Consider the following 18044-nt stretch of genomic DNA (forward strand, 5'->3'; position numbering starts at 1 on the left):
ATATGTGTGGAATTGTCGGTTATGCCGGTAGTAAAAATGCGGAATCGGTACTTGTAGTCGGTCTAATCTGCCTCGAATACAGGGGTTACGATTCGGCCGGAATCGCCGTCCTCGACCAAGGGGACATCATCGTCAGAAAAGCAAAAGGAAAGATTAAGGATCTGGAAGCGCATCTCCGCGAATTTCCGGCTCCGGGTAACGTAGGGATCGGACATACCCGTTGGGCGACCCACGGAGAACCGAATCAGATCAACGCTCACCCTCATACGGATACGAATTCCACCGTTGCGGTGGTGCATAACGGAATCATTGAAAATTATCTCGAACTTAAAAACGAACTCAAAAAGAAAGGCCACGTATTTCAGAGTTTAACCGACACCGAAGTTCTTCCTCATTTGCTTGAAGAAAGCAAAAAGAACGGCAAGTCCAACAAGGATTCTTTCTTGGAATTGTTCGGAAAAATCCACGGAAAGTGGGCGGTTTCCACCGTGTTTGAAACGGAACCGGACCGCGTTTATTTTGCGCAAGACGGCGCTCCTCTTTTGATCGGAAAAGGAAAGGGAGAATACTTCCTCGCCTCCGATATTTCTCCTCTCACTAGAAACTGCGAAGAAGTGTATTATGTGAACTCCGGAGAATGGGGTTACTTTACTCAAAACGAATTCAGACTTTTCGATTTTTCAGGAAAGGAACTGACTCCGGTTTTCAAAAAACAGGAACTTCGCTGGGAAGACTTGGACAAGGGCGGTTATCCGCACTACATGATCAAGGAAATCCACGAACAAGCCGGGATCTTTCGTAAGATCATCCAAGAGAGAATCTTAGATAACGGTGAAATCGTTTTTCCAGAAATCAAACTCAACAAGGACGTTCTTTCCAGAGTCAACCGGATCATCATCCAAGCAGCGGGAACGAGTTATTACGCGGGAATGATCGGCAAACACTATCTTGAACATTTCGCGAAGATTCAAACGGACACCGAAGCTTCTTCCGAATTCCGTTATAGAAATCCGGTTGTCGAAGGCGATACTCTCATCATGGGGATTTCCCAATCGGGAGAAACCGCGGACACGTTAGCTTCCATTCACGAAGCGAAAGCGAAGTTCATCAAGGTTGTTTCGCTCGTCAATAACGTGAACTCAACGATCGCGAGAGAATCCGATTCTTACATCCGCACCGATGCGGGACCGGAAATCGGAGTCGCGAGCACGAAAGCTTTCACCGCTCAGGTTTTAAATCTTCTGTTATTCTCCATTTATATGGCCAACCTCAAGTGGCTCATCAGCGACGAAGAGAAAAAGGCGTTGATCGAAGAGATCCGTCAGCTTCCTACAAAGATCGAACGAATCCTCGCGCAAGCGAGCAAGATCGAAGAGATGTCTTCTCACTTTACCGCCGCAAAAGATTTTATCTTTTTAGGAAGAACTTACAATCATCCGATCGCTATGGAAGGCGCGTTGAAGTTGAAGGAGATTTCCTACATTCACGCATCCGGTTACGCGGGCGGGGAATTCAAACACGGACCGATCGCCCTCATCACGAACGAAGTTCCCGTCGTTTGTATCGCTCCTAAATCCGAAATTTATACGAAGATGGTTTCCAACATTCAGGAAATCAAAGCGAGAAAAGGGATCATTATCTCGATCGTAACCGAAGGAGATCACGAAGCGAAGTCCCTTTCGGATTATTCTTTCGAAATTCCGGAATGTTCCGAAATCTTAAGTCCGATTTTGAACGTGATCCCTTTACAGTTGCTCGCGTATTATTCCGCGATTTCGAGAGGTTGTCCGCCCGATCAGCCGAGAAACCTCGCCAAGTCCGTAACCGTAGAGTAGGCCATGTCTAAGATCCAGAGAATTCTCATCGACGAAAGAGAGGTTCCGGCTGGCTTACGATCTCTCACGAGAATTCGCTCCTTTTCCGAGATTCGAAGCGGAATTCTCAATTCTCTTCAAAGAACACGGGAACTTCATCCAGACGCAAAGATCTTCTACGCGCATTCGAATGCGACGTTTCAACAGGCTTTTTTAGAAAGAAATCCGAAACTTCTTCCGTACGACGATAAGGACGTCGATCTGGTTTTATCGCCGGAATCTTGTCTGCCTTGGAACCTGATCGACGGCATTGCAAAGAACATCGAAGCCGATATCGAACTCAGCCGAGACGTTCAAAAATGGATTCGTAAACTCAAAGTAAAAGCGAACCACTTTCACGTGGTCGGAAAATCCAAACACCTTCACGTTCATCCTTCCGCGATCGTTTATCCGGGAGTCGTTTTCGATACGACCAACGGACCGATCGTCGTCGACAAAGACGTGAAGATCACTTCGTTCACGTTTATCGAAGGCCCCGTTTATATCGGACACCATTCTCAAATCGACAACGCGAGAATCACCGGCGCTACAAGCATCGGAGCGACTTGCAGAATCGGCGGAGAGGTCGGAACCTGTTTGATCGGAGATTATACGAACAAGCACCACGAAGGATTCTTAGGACATTCCATTCTCGGAAGTTGGGTGAACATTGGCGCGCTTGCGACCACATCCGATTTAAAGAACAACTATGGGGTTGTGAAAATCCGGGAAGAACACGACGAATGTATTACAGGTTCCATCAAGTTCGGCTCGGTCATTGGGGACTATTGCAAGATCGCGATCGGAGTGATGTTGAATACGGGAACCGTCGTGGATTTCGGATCGAACGTGGTATCTTCCAGAATCGGCGGATACGTTTCTCCGTTTACTTGGGCGGAATCGGGACAACCGTATATTCTCGATCTATTTCTGAGGGACGCGCGGAAAATCATGGCGAGAAGAAACAGAGAACTCACGTTATCCGAAACCGAACTGATCCGCATCCTATACGAATCAAAAGTAAAAAAATAAAAATCCGGAGGGTTTTGTGGAAATCATAGAATCCAAAATACGTACGTCCTCATCGGAGTATAAAGAGAATTTTGAAGATCTGAAACAAAAGGTGGAATCCCTGCGCGGCTTAATTCGAAAGATCGAAATGGGCGGCGGAGCGAAAGCGATCGAACGTCATAAGGGAAGAGGCAAGTTCACTGCAAGGGAAAGAATCGCTTCTCTCATCGATCCCGGAACTTCTTTCCTGGAATTTTCTCCTTTGGCGGCGGAAGGGGTTTATCCGGACTCCGTTCCTTCTGCGGGAATTCTTACCGGAATCGGAAGAATCTGCGGAGTCGATTGTGTGATCGTTGCAAACGACGCTACGGTGAAAGGCGGAACGTATTATCCTCTTACCGTAAAAAAACATATCCGAGCGCAGGAGATCGCGCTTCAGAATTTTCTTCCCTGCATTTATCTTGTGGATTCCGGAGGAGCCTTTCTTCCGATGCAGGACGAAGTGTTTCCCGATAAGGATCACTTCGGAAAAATCTTTTACAACCAGGCCAATCTTTCCGCGCTCAAAATTCCTCAGATTTCCGTCGTGATGGGAAGTTGCACCGCGGGCGGCGCTTACATACCGGCGATGTCCGACGAGTCGGTGATCGTAAAAGGAAACGGAACCATTTTTTTAGGCGGACCTCCTCTCGTAAAAGCCGCAACCGGAGAAATCGTAACTCCCGAGGAATTGGGCGGGGCTTTGGTTCACAGCACGATTTCCGGTGTGACCGATCATTACGCGGAAGACGACGCACACGCGATCGAGATCACGAGAAACATCGTATCCACGTTGCATCACGCTGGGAATTCTTCGCAGAAAGGATCGATCAGTTGGGAAGAACCCTTGTATCCTTCGGAGGAAATCTACGGAATCATTCAGAAGGATATTCGTAAGTCGTACGACGTTCGTGAAATCATCGCTAGGATCGTGGACGGATCGCGTTTTCAAGAATTCAAAAAGTATTATGGAACCACTCTTGTAACCGGCTTCGCGAAAATTTACGGAAAGATGGTGGGAATCATCGCGAACAACGGTGTATTGTTTTCGGAAAGTGCGCTGAAGGCTTCTCACTTTATCGAGCTTTGCAATCAAAGAGGAATTCCTCTTTTGTTTCTGCAGAACATCACCGGGTTTATGGTGGGTAAGAAATATGAAAACTCCGGGATCGCAAAAGACGGAGCGAAGATGGTGAACGCAGTTTCGACTTCCATCGTGCCGAAGTATTCCGTTGTAATCGGCGGTTCTTACGGAGCGGGGAATTACGGAATGTGCGGCCGTGCTTTCAATCCGAGATTTCTATGGATGTGGCCGAACTCCAGAATTTCCGTAATGGGAGGAGAGCAAGCGGCTAACGTGCTATTGACGGTTAAGATGGAACAGCTCGAAAAAGAAGGTAAAAAACTTTCTGACGAGGAACAGTTTTCGTTTCGTAAGCCGATTTTGGACGATTATGAAAGCAGATCTTCCTGTATCTATTCTTCCGCACGTCTTTGGGACGATGGAGTGATCGATCCAGCTCGAACAAGGGATATACTGGGTATCGCTCTGTACGCCGATCATTCAAAAAAACCGGAATATCCTCGATATGGAATTTTTAGAATGTAGAAAAAATTGCTTTCAAATTATAGTTCGACTGGTTTCTCTATGGAAAGTATTTCGTAGAGAAACATGTCTGTAAAAAGTTATTTCCTCTTCTTTTTTCTTCTCTTATTTCTCCCTACCTTTCTTTCGGGAGAATCCATCATCCTTAAAGATGGAACCGTAATCAAAGGAAAGGTTTCCGCGCAGACTGCATACAACGTTACCGTTAAGACGGAAGACGGCAAAAGCCAAGACATTTCCAAAATCCGAATTCTCAAGATCGTTTATAAAGACGTGACGAACGAAGAAGCGCTTCGCATTAAAAAAGAAGAAGAAACGAAATTAGCAGAGAAAGAACAGAAAAAGAAAGAGCAGGAAGATAAGAAAAAGGCCGAAGAAGAATTGGCTCAAAAGGCTAAGGAAGAAAAACAAAAGCAGGAACTTCTCGATAAACAGGCCAAAGACGCCGCAGCGAAAAAGAAGGAAGAAGAGCGACTGGCTCGGGTCCGACAAAAGGGCTTGAGTCCTTGGAGCGTCGCTTGGAGATCCTCGGTTCTTCCCGGCTGGGGGCAGTGGACCGACGAAAGAAAAACTTCCGCAATTATCTATTCCGCTCTGTTCGTAAGTTCTCTTTATCTCGTTTATCGCGAGAATCAAATTTATAAAAACTCGGTGCGCGATCTGAATCACATGAACAATCCGTATGAAACGTTGATCCCAGTTCCCTCATTTTCCGATCCGGCCGCTCTTTATCTTTACAGCAAACCCTTCGACGATCAGCGCGATCGTGTAAATCGGAATTACCATAATTTGCAGTTGTCCATGATGTTTGCCGTTCTGGTTTATGCGGCCAATATCTTTGACGCATATTACTTTCATCCTCGTTTTGCAAAATCCACCTCTTCTCATTTGATCTTGGATTATAATCCCATGGCAAGATTGGATTCTAACTTTCTCTCAAATTCTTCCTCTTCTATAGAAAGCTTCTGGAAACTCGGTTTACGGTTTCATTTAGAATAACAGCAGTTTTTTGATTTTATTAGCATCTTCTATAGAGAAAGGGCAAAAAGTGAAAATATGCCCTTATTTTGAGCAGATTGAAGTACTTTATAAACTGTGCACTTTGCTGGTTTCGTAATTCCGACCTTGGCTGAACGGAAAATTCCTCGATTTCTCGATAAATTGTAGGATCTCCTTCATTTTCGGGTTATTCTGCTTCGTTCAGAGAATTCTTAAATAATTCTCCATCTGGTACCAATCTTGCATTAAAGTAGGCAAATTGATTTGGGATGAGAATGATTATGAATTGGACCAAGAGACTACTCTTATTGCTCACTCTGCTTCTTCCATTTGTTTTATTTGGACAAGAAGCGACTGCTCCTGCGGCGGCTCCCGCTCCCGTTGCGGATAAAGGAGACACGGCCTGGATGATCGTTGCCTCGGCACTCGTGTTTTTTATGATTCCCGGACTCGCTCTTTTCTACGGCGGTCTTGTAAGATCTAAAAACGTTCTTTCGACTATGATGCACAGCTTCGTAGCGATTTTGGTTCTGACTCTTCAATGGACCATCTTCGGATACAGCTTCGCATTTTCGGGAACCAACCCTTATTTCGGTAATTTCGATCTCGCTTTTCTCAACGGAATCGACGAAAATACTCTGGAATTAACGATTCCAAAATACGTTCACTTCCTTTTCCAAGGAATGTTCGCGCTCATTACTCCGGCTCTGATTTCCGGAGCGATCGCGGAAAGAGTGAAATTCGGCGGGTATGTCGTGTTTATTCTTCTTTGGTCCACGTTGGTTTATGATCCGGTCGCACACTGGGTTTGGGCGGCTGACGGTTGGTTGTTTAAAATGAGCGCTCTTGACTTTGCCGGTGGAACGGTAGTTCACTTGATTTCAGGGATTGCCGGTCTTGCGGCTGCAATCGTTCTTGGAAAGAGAAAGGGAGAAGGCCCAGCTTTGATCGCTCCCAACAATCTTACTTATACTTTGATCGGCGCCGGTTTACTCTGGTTCGGTTGGTTCGGTTTTAACGCGGGTTCCGGTCTTGCTATAAACGGAATTGCGGCGAGAGCATTCTTAGTCACATTGATCGCTCCAGCTGCGGCCGGTGTTGCTTGGCTCGTGATCGAATACGTTCACACCAAAAAAGCGACCGCTCTCGGTGCAGCTTCCGGTATCGTTGCAGGTTTGGTTGTGATCACTCCGGCTTCCGGTTTCGTAGGAGTTCAAGGCGCGATCATCATGGGACTTCTCGTTAGCCCTGTTTGTTACGGTGCGATTCTTCTGAAAGGAAAACTCGGATACGATGACAGCTTGGATGCTTTCGGAATTCACGGCGTAGGTGGTGCGTTAGGCGCCGTTCTTACGGGAGTGTTCACACTTTCTCTCGGCGCGGGTGTTGCGAGCAAAGGAGATCAGATTTTGGTTCAGGTAATCAGCGTTGTCGCAACCGGAGCTTATTCCTTTATCGTTTCCGTTATCCTCGTGTTCCTGATCGACAAAACGATCGGATTCCGCATCTCCGAGGAGAAAGAAATCGCCGGTCTGGATTCCGAGATCCACGGTGAAAAAGGTTACATCCTTTAATTTACGTTACTGAAGAATTTTAATAAGGAGATTATATGAAATTAATCGTTGCTATCATCCAGCCTCATAAATTGGAAGAGGTTAAGGCAGAATTGACCAAGAACGAAATTTACAGACTTACCGTAAGCGACGTTCAAGGTTACGGACAACAAAAAGGAAAGACCGAAGTGTTCCGTGGTCACGAATATCAAGTGAATCTTTTGAGAAAGGTTCGTCTTGAAATCGCCGTAAACGACGAGTTCGTAAAACCGACTGTTGACGCGATCTTGAAAGCGGCAAAAACCGGAGACGGAAAAATCGGCGACGGAAAAATTTTCATCACTCCTCTCGAAGACGTAATCCGTATCAGAACGGGGGAAAGAGGAAGCTCGGCGATTTAGAACGCGACCTGAATGCGACCCATAGGGAGCAGTCATTGAGTTGAGGGAGCGTTCTGCTGAGTTCACGCTGATCGGTCAAATGACCGGCCTGCGTTACTCAGCAGAATCTTTTCGAAAAATAAAAAGCCGGGTTTGTGCCCGGCTTTTTATTTTAGGATATAAGCGTTGTAGGAACTCCTACAAAACGAAGGTTGGACGGTAGCGTCATTTGTTGCTTTTGTCAACAAATGTAGGAACTACAACGAAAGATGATTTCGGCAGAAAATTACCTTCTTTAGCGGTATTTGTAGGAGTTCCTACGTTTTATCAAAAACGATGTTTGTAATTCGTCTAACGTCTCCGATTTATCTCATTAAAACGACAAACCGATCTTTTCCGGAAAGATCTTTTTCCACCTTTCCTTCTTTCCACCCGTTTGCAATCGCTTCCGCGACTAGAATCGGTGCGAGAGAAGGAAGGGTTTCCATATAAAGTTTGCCGCCTTCGTTCAGGCGAGAACTGGCTTCGTTTATCAATCGGGTCAGAAATTCCTTCGGATTTTCCAGGAACAACGCAAGATGCGGTTCGTAGTCGATCACATCCTTCATCATCGTTTCCTTATCCGTCAAAGGGATGTAAGGCGGATTGGTCGCGATCAAATCGAATCGTAACTCGGAAGGAATCGACGCGAACAAATCACTTTCCAAAAATTGAATGGATTCGCTTTCTTCGGACAGAATTTTTTCCGCGTTCTTATGTGCGGTTGCAAGCGCCTCTTTGGAAACGTCGCTTAAGATTACGTTCCAATCCTTACGGGCAAGCTTTAGGCTGATTCCGATACAGCCGCTTCCGGTGCAAAGATCCAAAACGGTTTGTTCCTTCGTGTTTTCCTTGAAATCGAACAACACTTTCTCGACCAATTCTTCCGTTTCTGGTCTCGGAATCAGAACCGATTCGTTCACGAAAAAGACGGAATTGTAAAACGCTTTTTGACCCGTGATATAAGCAGTCGGCTTGTTTTTAGAACGATCTACGATTCTTTCTCTGTAAGCGTTCTTTTCGGTTTCCGTCAAAAGCCGTTCGAAGTTTACGTAGAGTTTGACTCTTTGCAAGTTGAGGAGATCGGCCAAAAGGATTTCTGCGTCGAGTCGAGCGCTCTGGATTTCTTTCTTTTTTAAGAAGTCTTCCGATTTTTTTAAGAGGGAGAGAATCGAGTCTGGATGTTGCATGGATTTGAATCGGTTCGATTTTTCCCGCAATCGTACAGGTTATCATTCGAAGGGCATTGCCCCCGAGAGGATTCGAACCTCCGACCAAAAGTTTAGGAAACTTCTGCTCTGTCCACCTGAGCTACGGGAGCTTTTATGAATTCGGTTTCCGTTTTTGTGCGACTATTCTCTGAAAGTCCGCGATATTGTGTATAACAATTTTGTCTTCGTAGAGTTCGATTTTGCCGCTTTTGGAAAGGGTGTTGAGAACTTTTTGAACTTCTCCCACGGGTTGTGCGCACCATTCCGCGACGTCGTGTTGCGAAACGTTGAGAACAATCTCTTTAAAATCGCTGTGCGCGTGCATCTTTTCGTATAACATCAGGAATACGTCCGCGACCTTTCCCTGAATGTCGTCCATTAAAAGAATGAGAAGTCTTCGTTTGGCATCGTTGATTCTCACCGAAAAGATGGTGAGAATTTTCAACGCAAGCATCGGATTCTTGGTCATCAGGAGTTCGAAGTTCGCGCGATTGAAGTTCAAAACCTTCACTTCCGAAATTGCGATCGCGGTCGCGGAACGGGGTTGCTCTTCTAAGATCGCCATTTCGCCGAAGATATCCCCTTGTTCGAGAATGTCCAAGGTCTTGATGAGATAGTCTTCTTTTTTAGTCGGGTTCGGAACGGTCTTAACGATCTTCACCTTTCCGGATTGAATCAGATAAAAATTATTTCCAGGTTCGTTTTCACAGAAGATGATCTGATTCGGTTCGTAGGTCTGGCCGAATTTCGAAAACATGGATTCGAGCATCATATCCATCAGGTACTCATCTCCTTGGCTTTCAGTCTGGATTTTTGGGAGATGCTATCCTTTTCGGGCGGCAGAAGCGCGACCTTACCGTAAAGCATTCTCGCTCTCTGGCGATCCCCTTGCAGTTCGGAGATTTCGGCGAGATGAAAGAGCGATTCTTTGATCGATTCTCCCGATGGATATTTTTTGATATAAGTCGAAAAGGAAGAATTCGCGTTGTCGAGATCGTTCTGTTTCAACAGACAAACTCCGAGTTGAAAGAGAGAATTCTCCACCAGCTTCTTTTCCGAATCGAATTTGAAATCGGTTCTGTTGAGAAGATCCTTATAGATCACCATCGCTTCGCTGTGTTTACCCACGTTCACGAGCGTGTGAGCGCGATTGTAAAGCGAAGTAATCGAGTTGTCCACACCGGCCGTGATCGTCGATTTTTCAACGGCGGGTTTCATGATGTTTTGTAAAGTTTCGGGCGTGACTCTGCTCGTGCTTCCTTCGTAGACCAATGGAGGCATGTTCAGAGGGAAAGGACTTCCTCTTCTCGCGAGTTCGAGAAGTTCCGTCGCGCGTCCCGTATATGCGGTTCCGGGGTAATGCTGCAGATATTTTTCAAACGCATAGACTGCGTGAGGGAGATTGTTGTTTTTGTAAAAGACTTCCGCGACGTTCATCAACTCGAACGCCGGATTGCGCGTGTCGGATTGGCCCAAAATCTCTTTGAGCTTTTTGTGAACCTGTCTGAGCTGGCTGGAAAAAACTTTCATCATCTTGAGAATGAGATGTGTTTTTTCGGCAACGAATTGTTCGAACTCGTTCGGTTTAAAAACGAGGACGGTCGCACTTCCGATTACTTGAGCGGTTTCTTCTCTGGGGTATTTACCGAGCGCCGATTTGACTCCGAAGAATTCTCCGATCCGAACGTCTTCTTTGACTTCTTGACCGGTGTCGACGGCAGGAAACGTAAGAATGACGCGACCGTTTCTTAGGACGTAAATATCCTCGGCTTTATCCTTCTCAAAATATATGATGGATCCGCCTTTATAATTTCTGATGATCGGACCGGCCAAATGGATTACCTACTCAAAGTTATCAAATTCTTTCTGTGCGGGGAAAAATGCCAAATCCTTTTTGTAGCCAAGGGAGATGACAAGGGACTCCAGGAGTTTTCCGGGAGATGCAACTAAATATTTATCGGCATTATCGATGCGGATTCTTTCCACCGCCGCGCCGGATTCTTCAAAAAAAGATTCCAAACTAACGTCTCCGTAAACGGGAACTCCGTCTCGGAGAACGAGGCGTATGCTGTTCAAATCGGATTGGCAGAGATTGGAATACGGATCTTCCGAGTTTCTCGTTAATACGACCAAATCCGCGATTTTTCCCTCTTCTATACTTCCGAGTTGTTTTTCGATTCGAAATGCTTTTGCAGGATTAGACGTTACCATTTCAAAAAGCGCTTTCGGAGAAAGGTCTTCCCCGTATTCACTTTGATAAAATTTTCTCGCGGCGCGGATTTCCTCCAAAAGATTGAGCGAACCGCAGATGCTGGAATCCGTTCCGAGAGAAACGTTGACTTTGTGTTTCAGCAGATCGCGTATATCCGTCGTTCTTTCGTATAAAAACAGATTCGCTTCGGGACACCAAACCAGATGCGCCTTTTTTTCAGCGATCAAAGAAATGTCCGATTCGGATAATACGACTCCGTGAATCAATACCGTATGTTCTCCGAGACAACCGAGTTTGTTCAGAACCTTTAAAGAATCCCTCGATTCGGAATCGAATCCCTCCGCGATCCGTGTGATATACGGAATGTTCTGCTTTAGAGCTTTTGCATATTCTTCCTTGGGACCTTCCCCCCAATTCAAAGAATAGCTACAGATGCTGTGGGATAGGGCGTATTTGTCGAGAATTCTCACGGGCATCGTCGGAACGAACGGATCCTGTACAAAATGCGGAATGTGATCCTGAACCGAGGTTACGCCCGAGATCAAGTTCTTATAAGAACCCAGAAGATAGAGCTGTTCGGGATCGAGCTGCTGCCTTTCGGAAAACACGATCGACGATTTGAGATCGTTGTCCCAGGGAAGCCAATTCAAGTAAGGTTTGCTCGGCGCGACTTTCGGAAGATACGTACTGAGAAGATGATCGTGCGCGTTGATGAATCCCGGATAAACATAAAGACCGTTGAGGTTCAATCGGATTCTTTTACCCGGAGGAGGTCCGCCCGCGTTTACGGAGGAAATGATTCCGTCTTTTACGACGATGCTTCCGTTCGGAATCCATTGGTCCTTGGTTACGATGCAGGCGTTGACGATTTCGAATTCCATAGTTTTCTAATATTCTTCTTATCGAATTTGCAGACCCGGGTCGACCGGAACGCTTCCGCGGTTCAGTTGAAAGTAAAGTCCTTTGCCCGATTCAAGCGCGCCCAGAATTTTGGAGGAATCTACTGTGTCTCCTTCGGAAACGGATACGCTTTTGAGATTCGCATAAACGCTCGAATAACCGTTTTTATGCTCTAATATTACGTATTTCTTATATCCATCCATCTCGTCCACGACCAAAACCCTGCCGGAAGTAGCCGGTCGAACCTCGTTGTGCCGCGACGCTTTGAATAAAACGCCTTTGTGCGGAGCGAACGTAAGTTTGTTGAACGGAGTCTGCACGGGCGCACGGCTTTTTAACGGAAAGTGAAGAGGAGGTCGGGAAGAATCGAAAGATTCCTCAGGCAAGGGCCGAATCGATTTGGAAATCGGAGAAGGTTTGTCATTTTCCCGTTGCGACTTTTGAACCCGCAGCTTTTCACCGGGAATAAGATGGTCAGTCTGTTTCTTTCCGTTCCATTCCATAATCTTATGATAATCGACTTTGAATTTTTTTCCCAGAGAATAGTAAGTATCCCCCTTTTCGACGGTGTAAAAGGAAAGATTCTGCGATCCGGCCGCAAAGATCCGGGAAAAGATCGGAAAAAGCAAAAGAATTCCGATTTTTAAAAAGACGCGGTTCATCCTTTTTAATATCGGCAATTTTTCGGAGGGAAACCCGTCTCGGAATCCGCGCGGACAAAAAAAAGGAGCCTTTTCGGCTCCCTTTTTCGAAGAAAGAATTTCTTTCGAGAATCAATCTTCGTCTTTGTTGTTGACCTTGTATTTTTTCATCAACTCTTCCGCTACGTTTCTTGGAACCGGAGCGTATCTGGAAAATTCCATGGAGAATTCCGCCTTTCCTTGAGTTGAGGAACGCAATACGGTAGAATATCCGAACATGTCCGCGAGAGGAACTTCGGCTTCCGTTTTACAGTAAGCATCCTCTTCGGTCGTATTCAAGATCATGCCGCGTCTTTGGTTCAGAGATCCGAGGATTGCTCCTTGGAACTCGGAAGGTCCGTCGACTTCCACTTTCATGATCGGCTCAAGAATCTGAGGATTGGCTTTGTTGAATCCCTGACGGAACGCATAACGACCCGCGATTTGGAACGCCATATCCGAAGAGTCGACATCATGGTAAGCACCGTCGTTGATCACGCAGCGAACACCGATGATCGGGAACCCGATGAGGGACCCGCGCTCCAAGCAGCTCTTAAATCCTTTGTCCACGGACTGGATGTATTCTCTCGGGATCGCACCACCCACGACTTTGTTTACGAAATCGTAATCCAGCGTTTCTTCGAGCGGGATCGGTTCCATATAACCCGCAACACGACCGAACTGACCTTGACCACCGGTCTGCTTTTTGTGGGTATAATCGAAATCCGCTTTGGAAGTGATCGTTTCACGATACGCAACCTGAGGCGCTCCCGTGATCAGTTCCACTCCGTATTCGCGTTTCATACGCTCGATATAAACTTCGAGGTGAAGTTCTCCCATCCCTTTGATGATGGTTTGTCCGGATTCCGGATCTACGTGGGTTTGGAACGTAGGATCTTCCTTGGTAAAACGGTTCAACGCTTTCGCAAGGTTGTTTAAGTGTTTCGATTCTTTTGCTTCGATGGTAAGAGAAATCACCGGAGCCGGAACGAACATGGATTCCATGGAAACTTTGAGTTTTCCGTCGGTGAACGTATCCCCGGAAGCGCAATCGATTCCGAAAAGAGCAATGATATCGCCCGCTTCCGCGTAGTCGATATCTTCCATCTCGTCGGAGTGCATCCGACAGAGTCGGCCAACGTTGTGCTTCTTATTATTCGACATGTTGTAGATGGTCATACCTTTGGAAAGTTTTCCTTGGTATACGCGCACATAGGTGAGCTGACCGTAACGACCATCTTCCAGTTTGAACGCGAGGCAAACCAGGGGTTTCTCGTAGTTCGATTCGAGAACGATCATTTCTTCGTTGTTGTTTTGGTCGAGAGCCTTGTTCTTTACGTCCACAGGGCTTGCGAGATAATCCAAAACTCCGTCCAGAAGTTTTTGAACTCCTTTGTTTTTGAAAGCGGAACCCATAAAAACGGGGGTAAGTTTGAGTTCGATCGTTCCGGTACGAATCGCTTTTTTGATCATCTCTTCGGTTGGAGTTCCTTCGAGAAGGGCTTCGGTCAATTCGTCGGAGAACATAGAAGCCGCATCCAAAAGTTCTTCGTGTTTCTTTTGCGCGAGTTCTTTGAGATCATCCGGAATTTCTTTTTCCTGGATGTCCATTCCGTCCTTACCTTCGAAGTAGTAAGCTTTCATTTTAACGAGGTCTACGATCCCTTTCAGGTCGTTTTCCAAACCGATAGGAATTTGAACCGGAACCGCGTTGTGTTTCAGCTTTTCTTTAAGTTGTTCGATGACGCGGAAAGGATTTGCGCCGGTTCTATCGAGTTTGTTGATGAATGCTACGCGAGGAACGTTGTAACGTCTCATCTGACGATCAACGGTGATCGACTGTGATTGAACGCCCGCAACGCCGCAAAGGACGAGGATCGCGGAATCCAATACGCGGAGGGAACGCTCTACCTCGACGGTAAAGTCAACGTGACCCGGAGTGTCGATGATGTTGATCGTATGATCTTTCCACTGGCAATAGGTCGCGGCGGACTGGATGGTGATCCCTCTTTCTCTTTCGAGGTCCATGCTGTCCATCTTCGCACCGACTCCGTCCTTTCCACGAACTTCGTGGATGGCGTGAATTCGGTTTGTATAAAACAGAATTCTTTCGGTAAGGGTCGTTTTTCCAGAATCGATGTGGGCGGAAATCCCGATGTTTCTGGTTTTCAGAAGTTTTTCGCTCGGTTTGAATTCGGCTACAGCAGTGCTCATGGCCATCCTCTTATAAAAGATTGCAAATGCCCCGGTGAAATACCGGTAAGGGACGATTTGGAGAAAGTCCCTCAATTTACCATAATCCAAAAAAGAGCGGTTTTGTAAACTCAAATCGATGAGTCAGACCGTTTAAGAACCGTTTTTCATTTGCCCCGAAAGGATTTGGAAAAATCATGAGCTTTTGCATTCTCCGCCATGCATCCGTTAAAACTGATTAAAAGAAACGTAAACCGAATTGCGAAAGCCTTCCTTTTGCTGTCGGTGGCCAGAACCCTTTGTTTGGGTTTTGCTGCGGCGATTTTAATCGGTTCATTCGGAATTTACATTTCCGAATCCGGAAAACTGACTTATACGAATTCTTTGTATCTTGCGACATCCTCGATTTGTGTTACGGGGCTTTCGCCCGTTCTTCTTTCCGAACTCCAAAGATCCACTCAGCTGATCATGATGTTTCTGATTCAGATCGGAGGTTTGGGAATTATCACGTTTACGGTGTTGATCGGCGTGTTGGTCGTGCGCGGTTTGTCGCGAAGCACTCGTCTTGCTTCCTTCGTGTACGAAGCAACGGACGCTCACCTTGCAAAAAGATTGAGGGAGAAGAAGTCTCCTCCTTCTTCGGGCGTCGTCGCACCGGGAAAAACAAAAATCGAAGCCGAAGCTTCGTATGTTCGAAGAATGCTGATTTCTTTGTTTAACATTTCTCTTTCGATCGAAGCGGTGGGCGCGACTCTTCTGTATTTTTGTATGCCGGAAACGGACAAACTTCCGGGAACTCCCGGCAAATTGTTTTTAAGTATTTTTACTTCGATCTCGGCGTTTAACAACGCTGGATTTTCCATCGTGGACGATTTGAGTTTTTTGGCGAAAGATCCTCTTTGTCTTTTGATCGTTCAGTTTTTGATCGTGATGGGCGGGATCGGATTTCCCGTGATCATCTTTATCGAGAAGTCGCTCCTCGAAATCGTGCAAAAGTTTATGGGAAAGGTGGAAGCCGTTACCGAAACGTTTATGATGCGGAGAACGGTTCTTCTCGGAGAAGATCCTCCCGGATGGTATATCTTTGTCATCGCGACTTCGGTTCGATTGGAAGAGCGTTTGGAAGTGTATCGTAAGGAATTGTTCGGCGACGCGAACCGGATGCAGATGGCGATCATCGTTTTGGGTTCTTTGATCTTGATTCATATCGGAGGAATTTCGATTCTTTTGATAGAATATAACAACGTCGAGACGATCGGTAAGATGGGTTTTACGGAGAAGCTGTTCAATTCGTTCTTTCTGTCCGTTTCCTCTCGAACCGCCGGATTCAATACGTTCGACATCACCGAGATCCGAAGCGCGACATACGTATTGCTTTGTTCTTTGATGTTTATCGGTGGCGGTCCGCAAGGAGCCGCGGGCGGGATCAAGATCACGACCTTCTTTATATTAATCTTATATTTGAAAAATGTAATTAGCCCGCAGGCGCGGGTTCAGGCCTGGGGAGAAGACGTATCCAAAAACTCGGTTGCGATTTCCACTCGGATCTACTTTCTTGCTACGTTGTCTCTCGTTGTCTTTATGTTCATCATCACTCTCGCCAACGGAAACAAACACGGAATCGAAACGATCTTTTTCGAAGTCATGTCCGCGTTCGGAACCGTCGGTTTGAGTTTGGGGATGACTCCCTATACGAACGATCTCGAGAAGTTTCTTTATATCGCGCTGATGTTTATGGGAAGAGTGGGGACGTTCACTCTTTTGATCGCGTTTACCGGCCACTCGGGTCTCGGAGATCTCGGAAGCAAAGACGACGGTTTGAAAATTCAAGTCGGTTAAAGGCCGTTTTTGATGTTCGATCGTTCTCATCGTTTCGGAATATATACGCGTTTCCCTTCGATTCGATCCGCGTTTTCCATTCTTTATCTTAAAAAATTCTAGTTGCAGTTCCTTAAAAAAAACGGAATCTCTGGTCCGTGGAATACAGAACCAGGATTCAAAATCGCCATTATCAATTCGGAGATCTGAAGAATCTTCTCGCAAAGGCGAGTCCTCTACGCTCGGGGGATATTCTCGCGGGGATCGCAGCCGCGAGTTACGAAGAACGGGTCGCGGCACAGATGATTCTCGCCGATCTTCCTTTGTCCGTATTTCTGGAAGAACCTTTGATCCCATACGAAGAAGACGAAGTAACGCGCCTGATCCTGGATCGTCACGATCGGAATTCGTTTTCCAAGATCTCTTCGATGAGCGTGGGAGAATTCCGCGAATTTTTGTTAAGCGAAAAGACCGACTCGGAGGTTTTGAAAAGTTTAGTCTTCGGCATCATTCCCGAAATGGCGGCGGCCGTTTCCAAACTTTGTTCGATCCAGGATCTCGTTGCGATCTCTAAAAAGTGCAGGGTCGTTACGAAATTTCGAAATACGATCGGTCTTCCGGGGCGAATTTCCGCAAGACTCCAACCCAATCATCCCACCGACGATTTGAAAGGAATTTCTGCGGGAATTTTAGACGGACTTCTTTTAGGAAGCGGGGACGCGGTGATCGGAATCAATCCGGCGACGGACAATCTTCCATCGGTTCATTCTTTGCTGAATCTACTGGACGCGCTCATTCAAAAATACGAAATCCCGACGCAGAGTTGCGTTCTCAGTCACGTTACCACCACTCTCGAATTGATCCGCAGAGGCGCACCGGTGGATCTCGTTTTTCAATCGGTGGGAGGAAGTCAAAAGCTCAACGAAAGTTTCGGGATCAATCTCCAATTGTTAAGCGAAGCGAGAGAAGCGGCGCTTTCCCTCAAACGCGGAACGGTCGGAGATAATGTGATGTATTTCGAAACCGGTCAAGGCGCCGGACTTTCCGCGGACGCACATTGGGGAGTCGATCAACAAACGTTGGAAGCGAGAGCGTATGCGGTCGCTCGAGAATTCTCCCCTTTGCTCGTAAACACGGTCGTAGGTTTTATCGGACCCGAATATCTATACAATGGAAAACAAATTCTCAGAGCGGGAATGGAAGATCACTTCTGTGGAAAACTTTTGGGACTTCCGATGGGGGTCGACGTTTGTTATACGAATCACGCCGAAGCGGACGGGGACGACATGGATACGTTACTCACTCTTTTGGGAGTCGCGGGATGCAATTACATCATGGGGGTTCCCGGAGCGGACGACGTTATGCTCTCTTATCAAAGCACTTCCTTTCACGACGCGTTGTATCTCAGACAAGTTCTCGGTTTAAAACCCGCTCCCGAGTTCGAAGAATGGCTTTTGAAAAAAGGAATCTTGGATTCCAATCTGATTCCTATGGATGAAAAATTACAGACCGGACTTTTATCCGATTTGGAAACGTTGGCGGGTTGACGT

The 18044-nt window shown here is 46.4% G+C and carries 14 protein-coding genes and 1 tRNA gene; 8 read left to right on the forward strand and 7 right to left on the reverse strand.

The genetic code is table 11. The features are described 5' to 3' along the window. The first annotated feature begins 2 nt into the window (after positions 1-2). The 6 genes from glmS to LFX17_RS01935 all read left to right on the forward strand — a co-directional run bounded on the left by glmS (position 3) and on the right by LFX17_RS01935 (position 7462). Positions 3-1835: a glutamine--fructose-6-phosphate transaminase (isomerizing) gene (gene glmS / locus LFX17_RS01910; protein ID WP_238728626.1), complete on the forward strand. Its 1833-nt coding sequence runs from the start codon at positions 3-5 to the stop codon at positions 1833-1835. 3 nt (positions 1836-1838) lie between these two features. Next, positions 1839-2885, forward strand: a complete 1047-nt coding sequence (locus LFX17_RS01915) for a GlmU family protein (RefSeq protein ID WP_238744728.1) — start codon at positions 1839-1841, stop codon at positions 2883-2885. Between the two features lie 16 nt (positions 2886-2901). Further along, entirely contained in the window at positions 2902-4512 is a 1611-nt protein-coding gene (locus LFX17_RS01920; RefSeq protein WP_238728628.1) for a carboxyl transferase domain-containing protein, read from the forward strand. Positions 4513-4575: 63 nt separating this feature from the next. Beyond that, positions 4576-5508 carry an LA_0442/LA_0875 N-terminal domain-containing protein gene (locus LFX17_RS01925; RefSeq protein WP_238744729.1) on the forward strand — a complete coding sequence of 311 codons (933 nt, stop codon included), beginning with the start codon at positions 4576-4578 and terminating at the stop codon, positions 5506-5508. Positions 5509-5789: 281 nt separating this feature from the next. Continuing rightward, positions 5790-7082 carry an ammonium transporter gene (locus LFX17_RS01930; protein ID WP_238728630.1) on the forward strand — a complete coding sequence of 431 codons (1293 nt, stop codon included), beginning with the start codon at positions 5790-5792 and terminating at the stop codon, positions 7080-7082. Positions 7083-7117: 35 nt separating this feature from the next. Further along, positions 7118-7462, forward strand: coding sequence for a P-II family nitrogen regulator (locus tag LFX17_RS01935; RefSeq protein WP_002619748.1), 345 nt, complete (start codon positions 7118-7120; stop codon positions 7460-7462). Between the two features lie 344 nt (positions 7463-7806). Here LFX17_RS01935 and prmC read toward each other — a convergent pair whose 3' ends face one another. From prmC to fusA, 7 genes are all read right to left on the reverse strand, one after another. Further along, positions 7807-8670, reverse strand: a complete 864-nt coding sequence (gene prmC / locus LFX17_RS01940; RefSeq protein WP_238744730.1) for a peptide chain release factor N(5)-glutamine methyltransferase — start codon at positions 8668-8670, stop codon at positions 7807-7809. Between the two features lie 57 nt (positions 8671-8727). Further along, positions 8728-8801: transfer RNA gene (locus LFX17_RS01945), tRNA-Arg, on the reverse strand. 2 nt (positions 8802-8803) lie between these two features. Further along, positions 8804-9469 carry a Crp/Fnr family transcriptional regulator gene (locus LFX17_RS01950; RefSeq protein WP_118954144.1) on the reverse strand — a complete coding sequence of 222 codons (666 nt, stop codon included), beginning with the start codon at positions 9467-9469 and terminating at the stop codon, positions 8804-8806. Continuing rightward, positions 9469-10524, reverse strand: coding sequence for a tetratricopeptide repeat protein (locus tag LFX17_RS01955; RefSeq protein WP_238728632.1), 1056 nt, complete (start codon positions 10522-10524; stop codon positions 9469-9471). The genes LFX17_RS01950 and LFX17_RS01955 overlap by 1 nt, the downstream gene beginning before the upstream one ends. 9 nt (positions 10525-10533) lie before the next feature. Continuing rightward, a complete protein-coding gene (locus tag LFX17_RS01960) occupies positions 10534-11784 on the reverse strand; it encodes an amidohydrolase family protein (protein ID WP_238728633.1) in 1251 nt (416 codons plus the stop codon). Positions 11785-11802: 18 nt separating this feature from the next. Next, entirely contained in the window at positions 11803-12465 is a 663-nt protein-coding gene (locus LFX17_RS01965) for an LIC_10271 family cell wall hydrolase (protein ID WP_238744731.1), read from the reverse strand. 111 nt (positions 12466-12576) lie between these two features. Continuing rightward, positions 12577-14697: an elongation factor G gene (gene fusA / locus LFX17_RS01970; protein ID WP_118954598.1), complete on the reverse strand. Its 2121-nt coding sequence runs from the start codon at positions 14695-14697 to the stop codon at positions 12577-12579. A 198-nt stretch (positions 14698-14895) separates the two neighbouring features. On the opposite strand from fusA, the gene LFX17_RS01975 reads away from it, so the two are divergent. Together LFX17_RS01975 and LFX17_RS01980 are read left to right on the forward strand one after the other, a co-directional pair. Beyond that, positions 14896-16515 (forward strand): TrkH family potassium uptake protein, encoded by a 1620-nt coding sequence (locus LFX17_RS01975; RefSeq protein ID WP_238728635.1) that lies wholly within the window; start codon positions 14896-14898, stop codon positions 16513-16515. A 137-nt stretch (positions 16516-16652) separates the two neighbouring features. Further along, a complete protein-coding gene (locus tag LFX17_RS01980; RefSeq protein ID WP_238744732.1) occupies positions 16653-18041 on the forward strand; it encodes an ethanolamine ammonia-lyase subunit EutB in 1389 nt (462 codons plus the stop codon). Positions 18042-18044: the final 3 nt, after the last annotated feature.

Source organism: Leptospira sanjuanensis, assembly GCF_022267375.1.
Classification (GTDB): Bacteria; Spirochaetota; Leptospiria; order Leptospirales; family Leptospiraceae; genus Leptospira; species Leptospira sanjuanensis.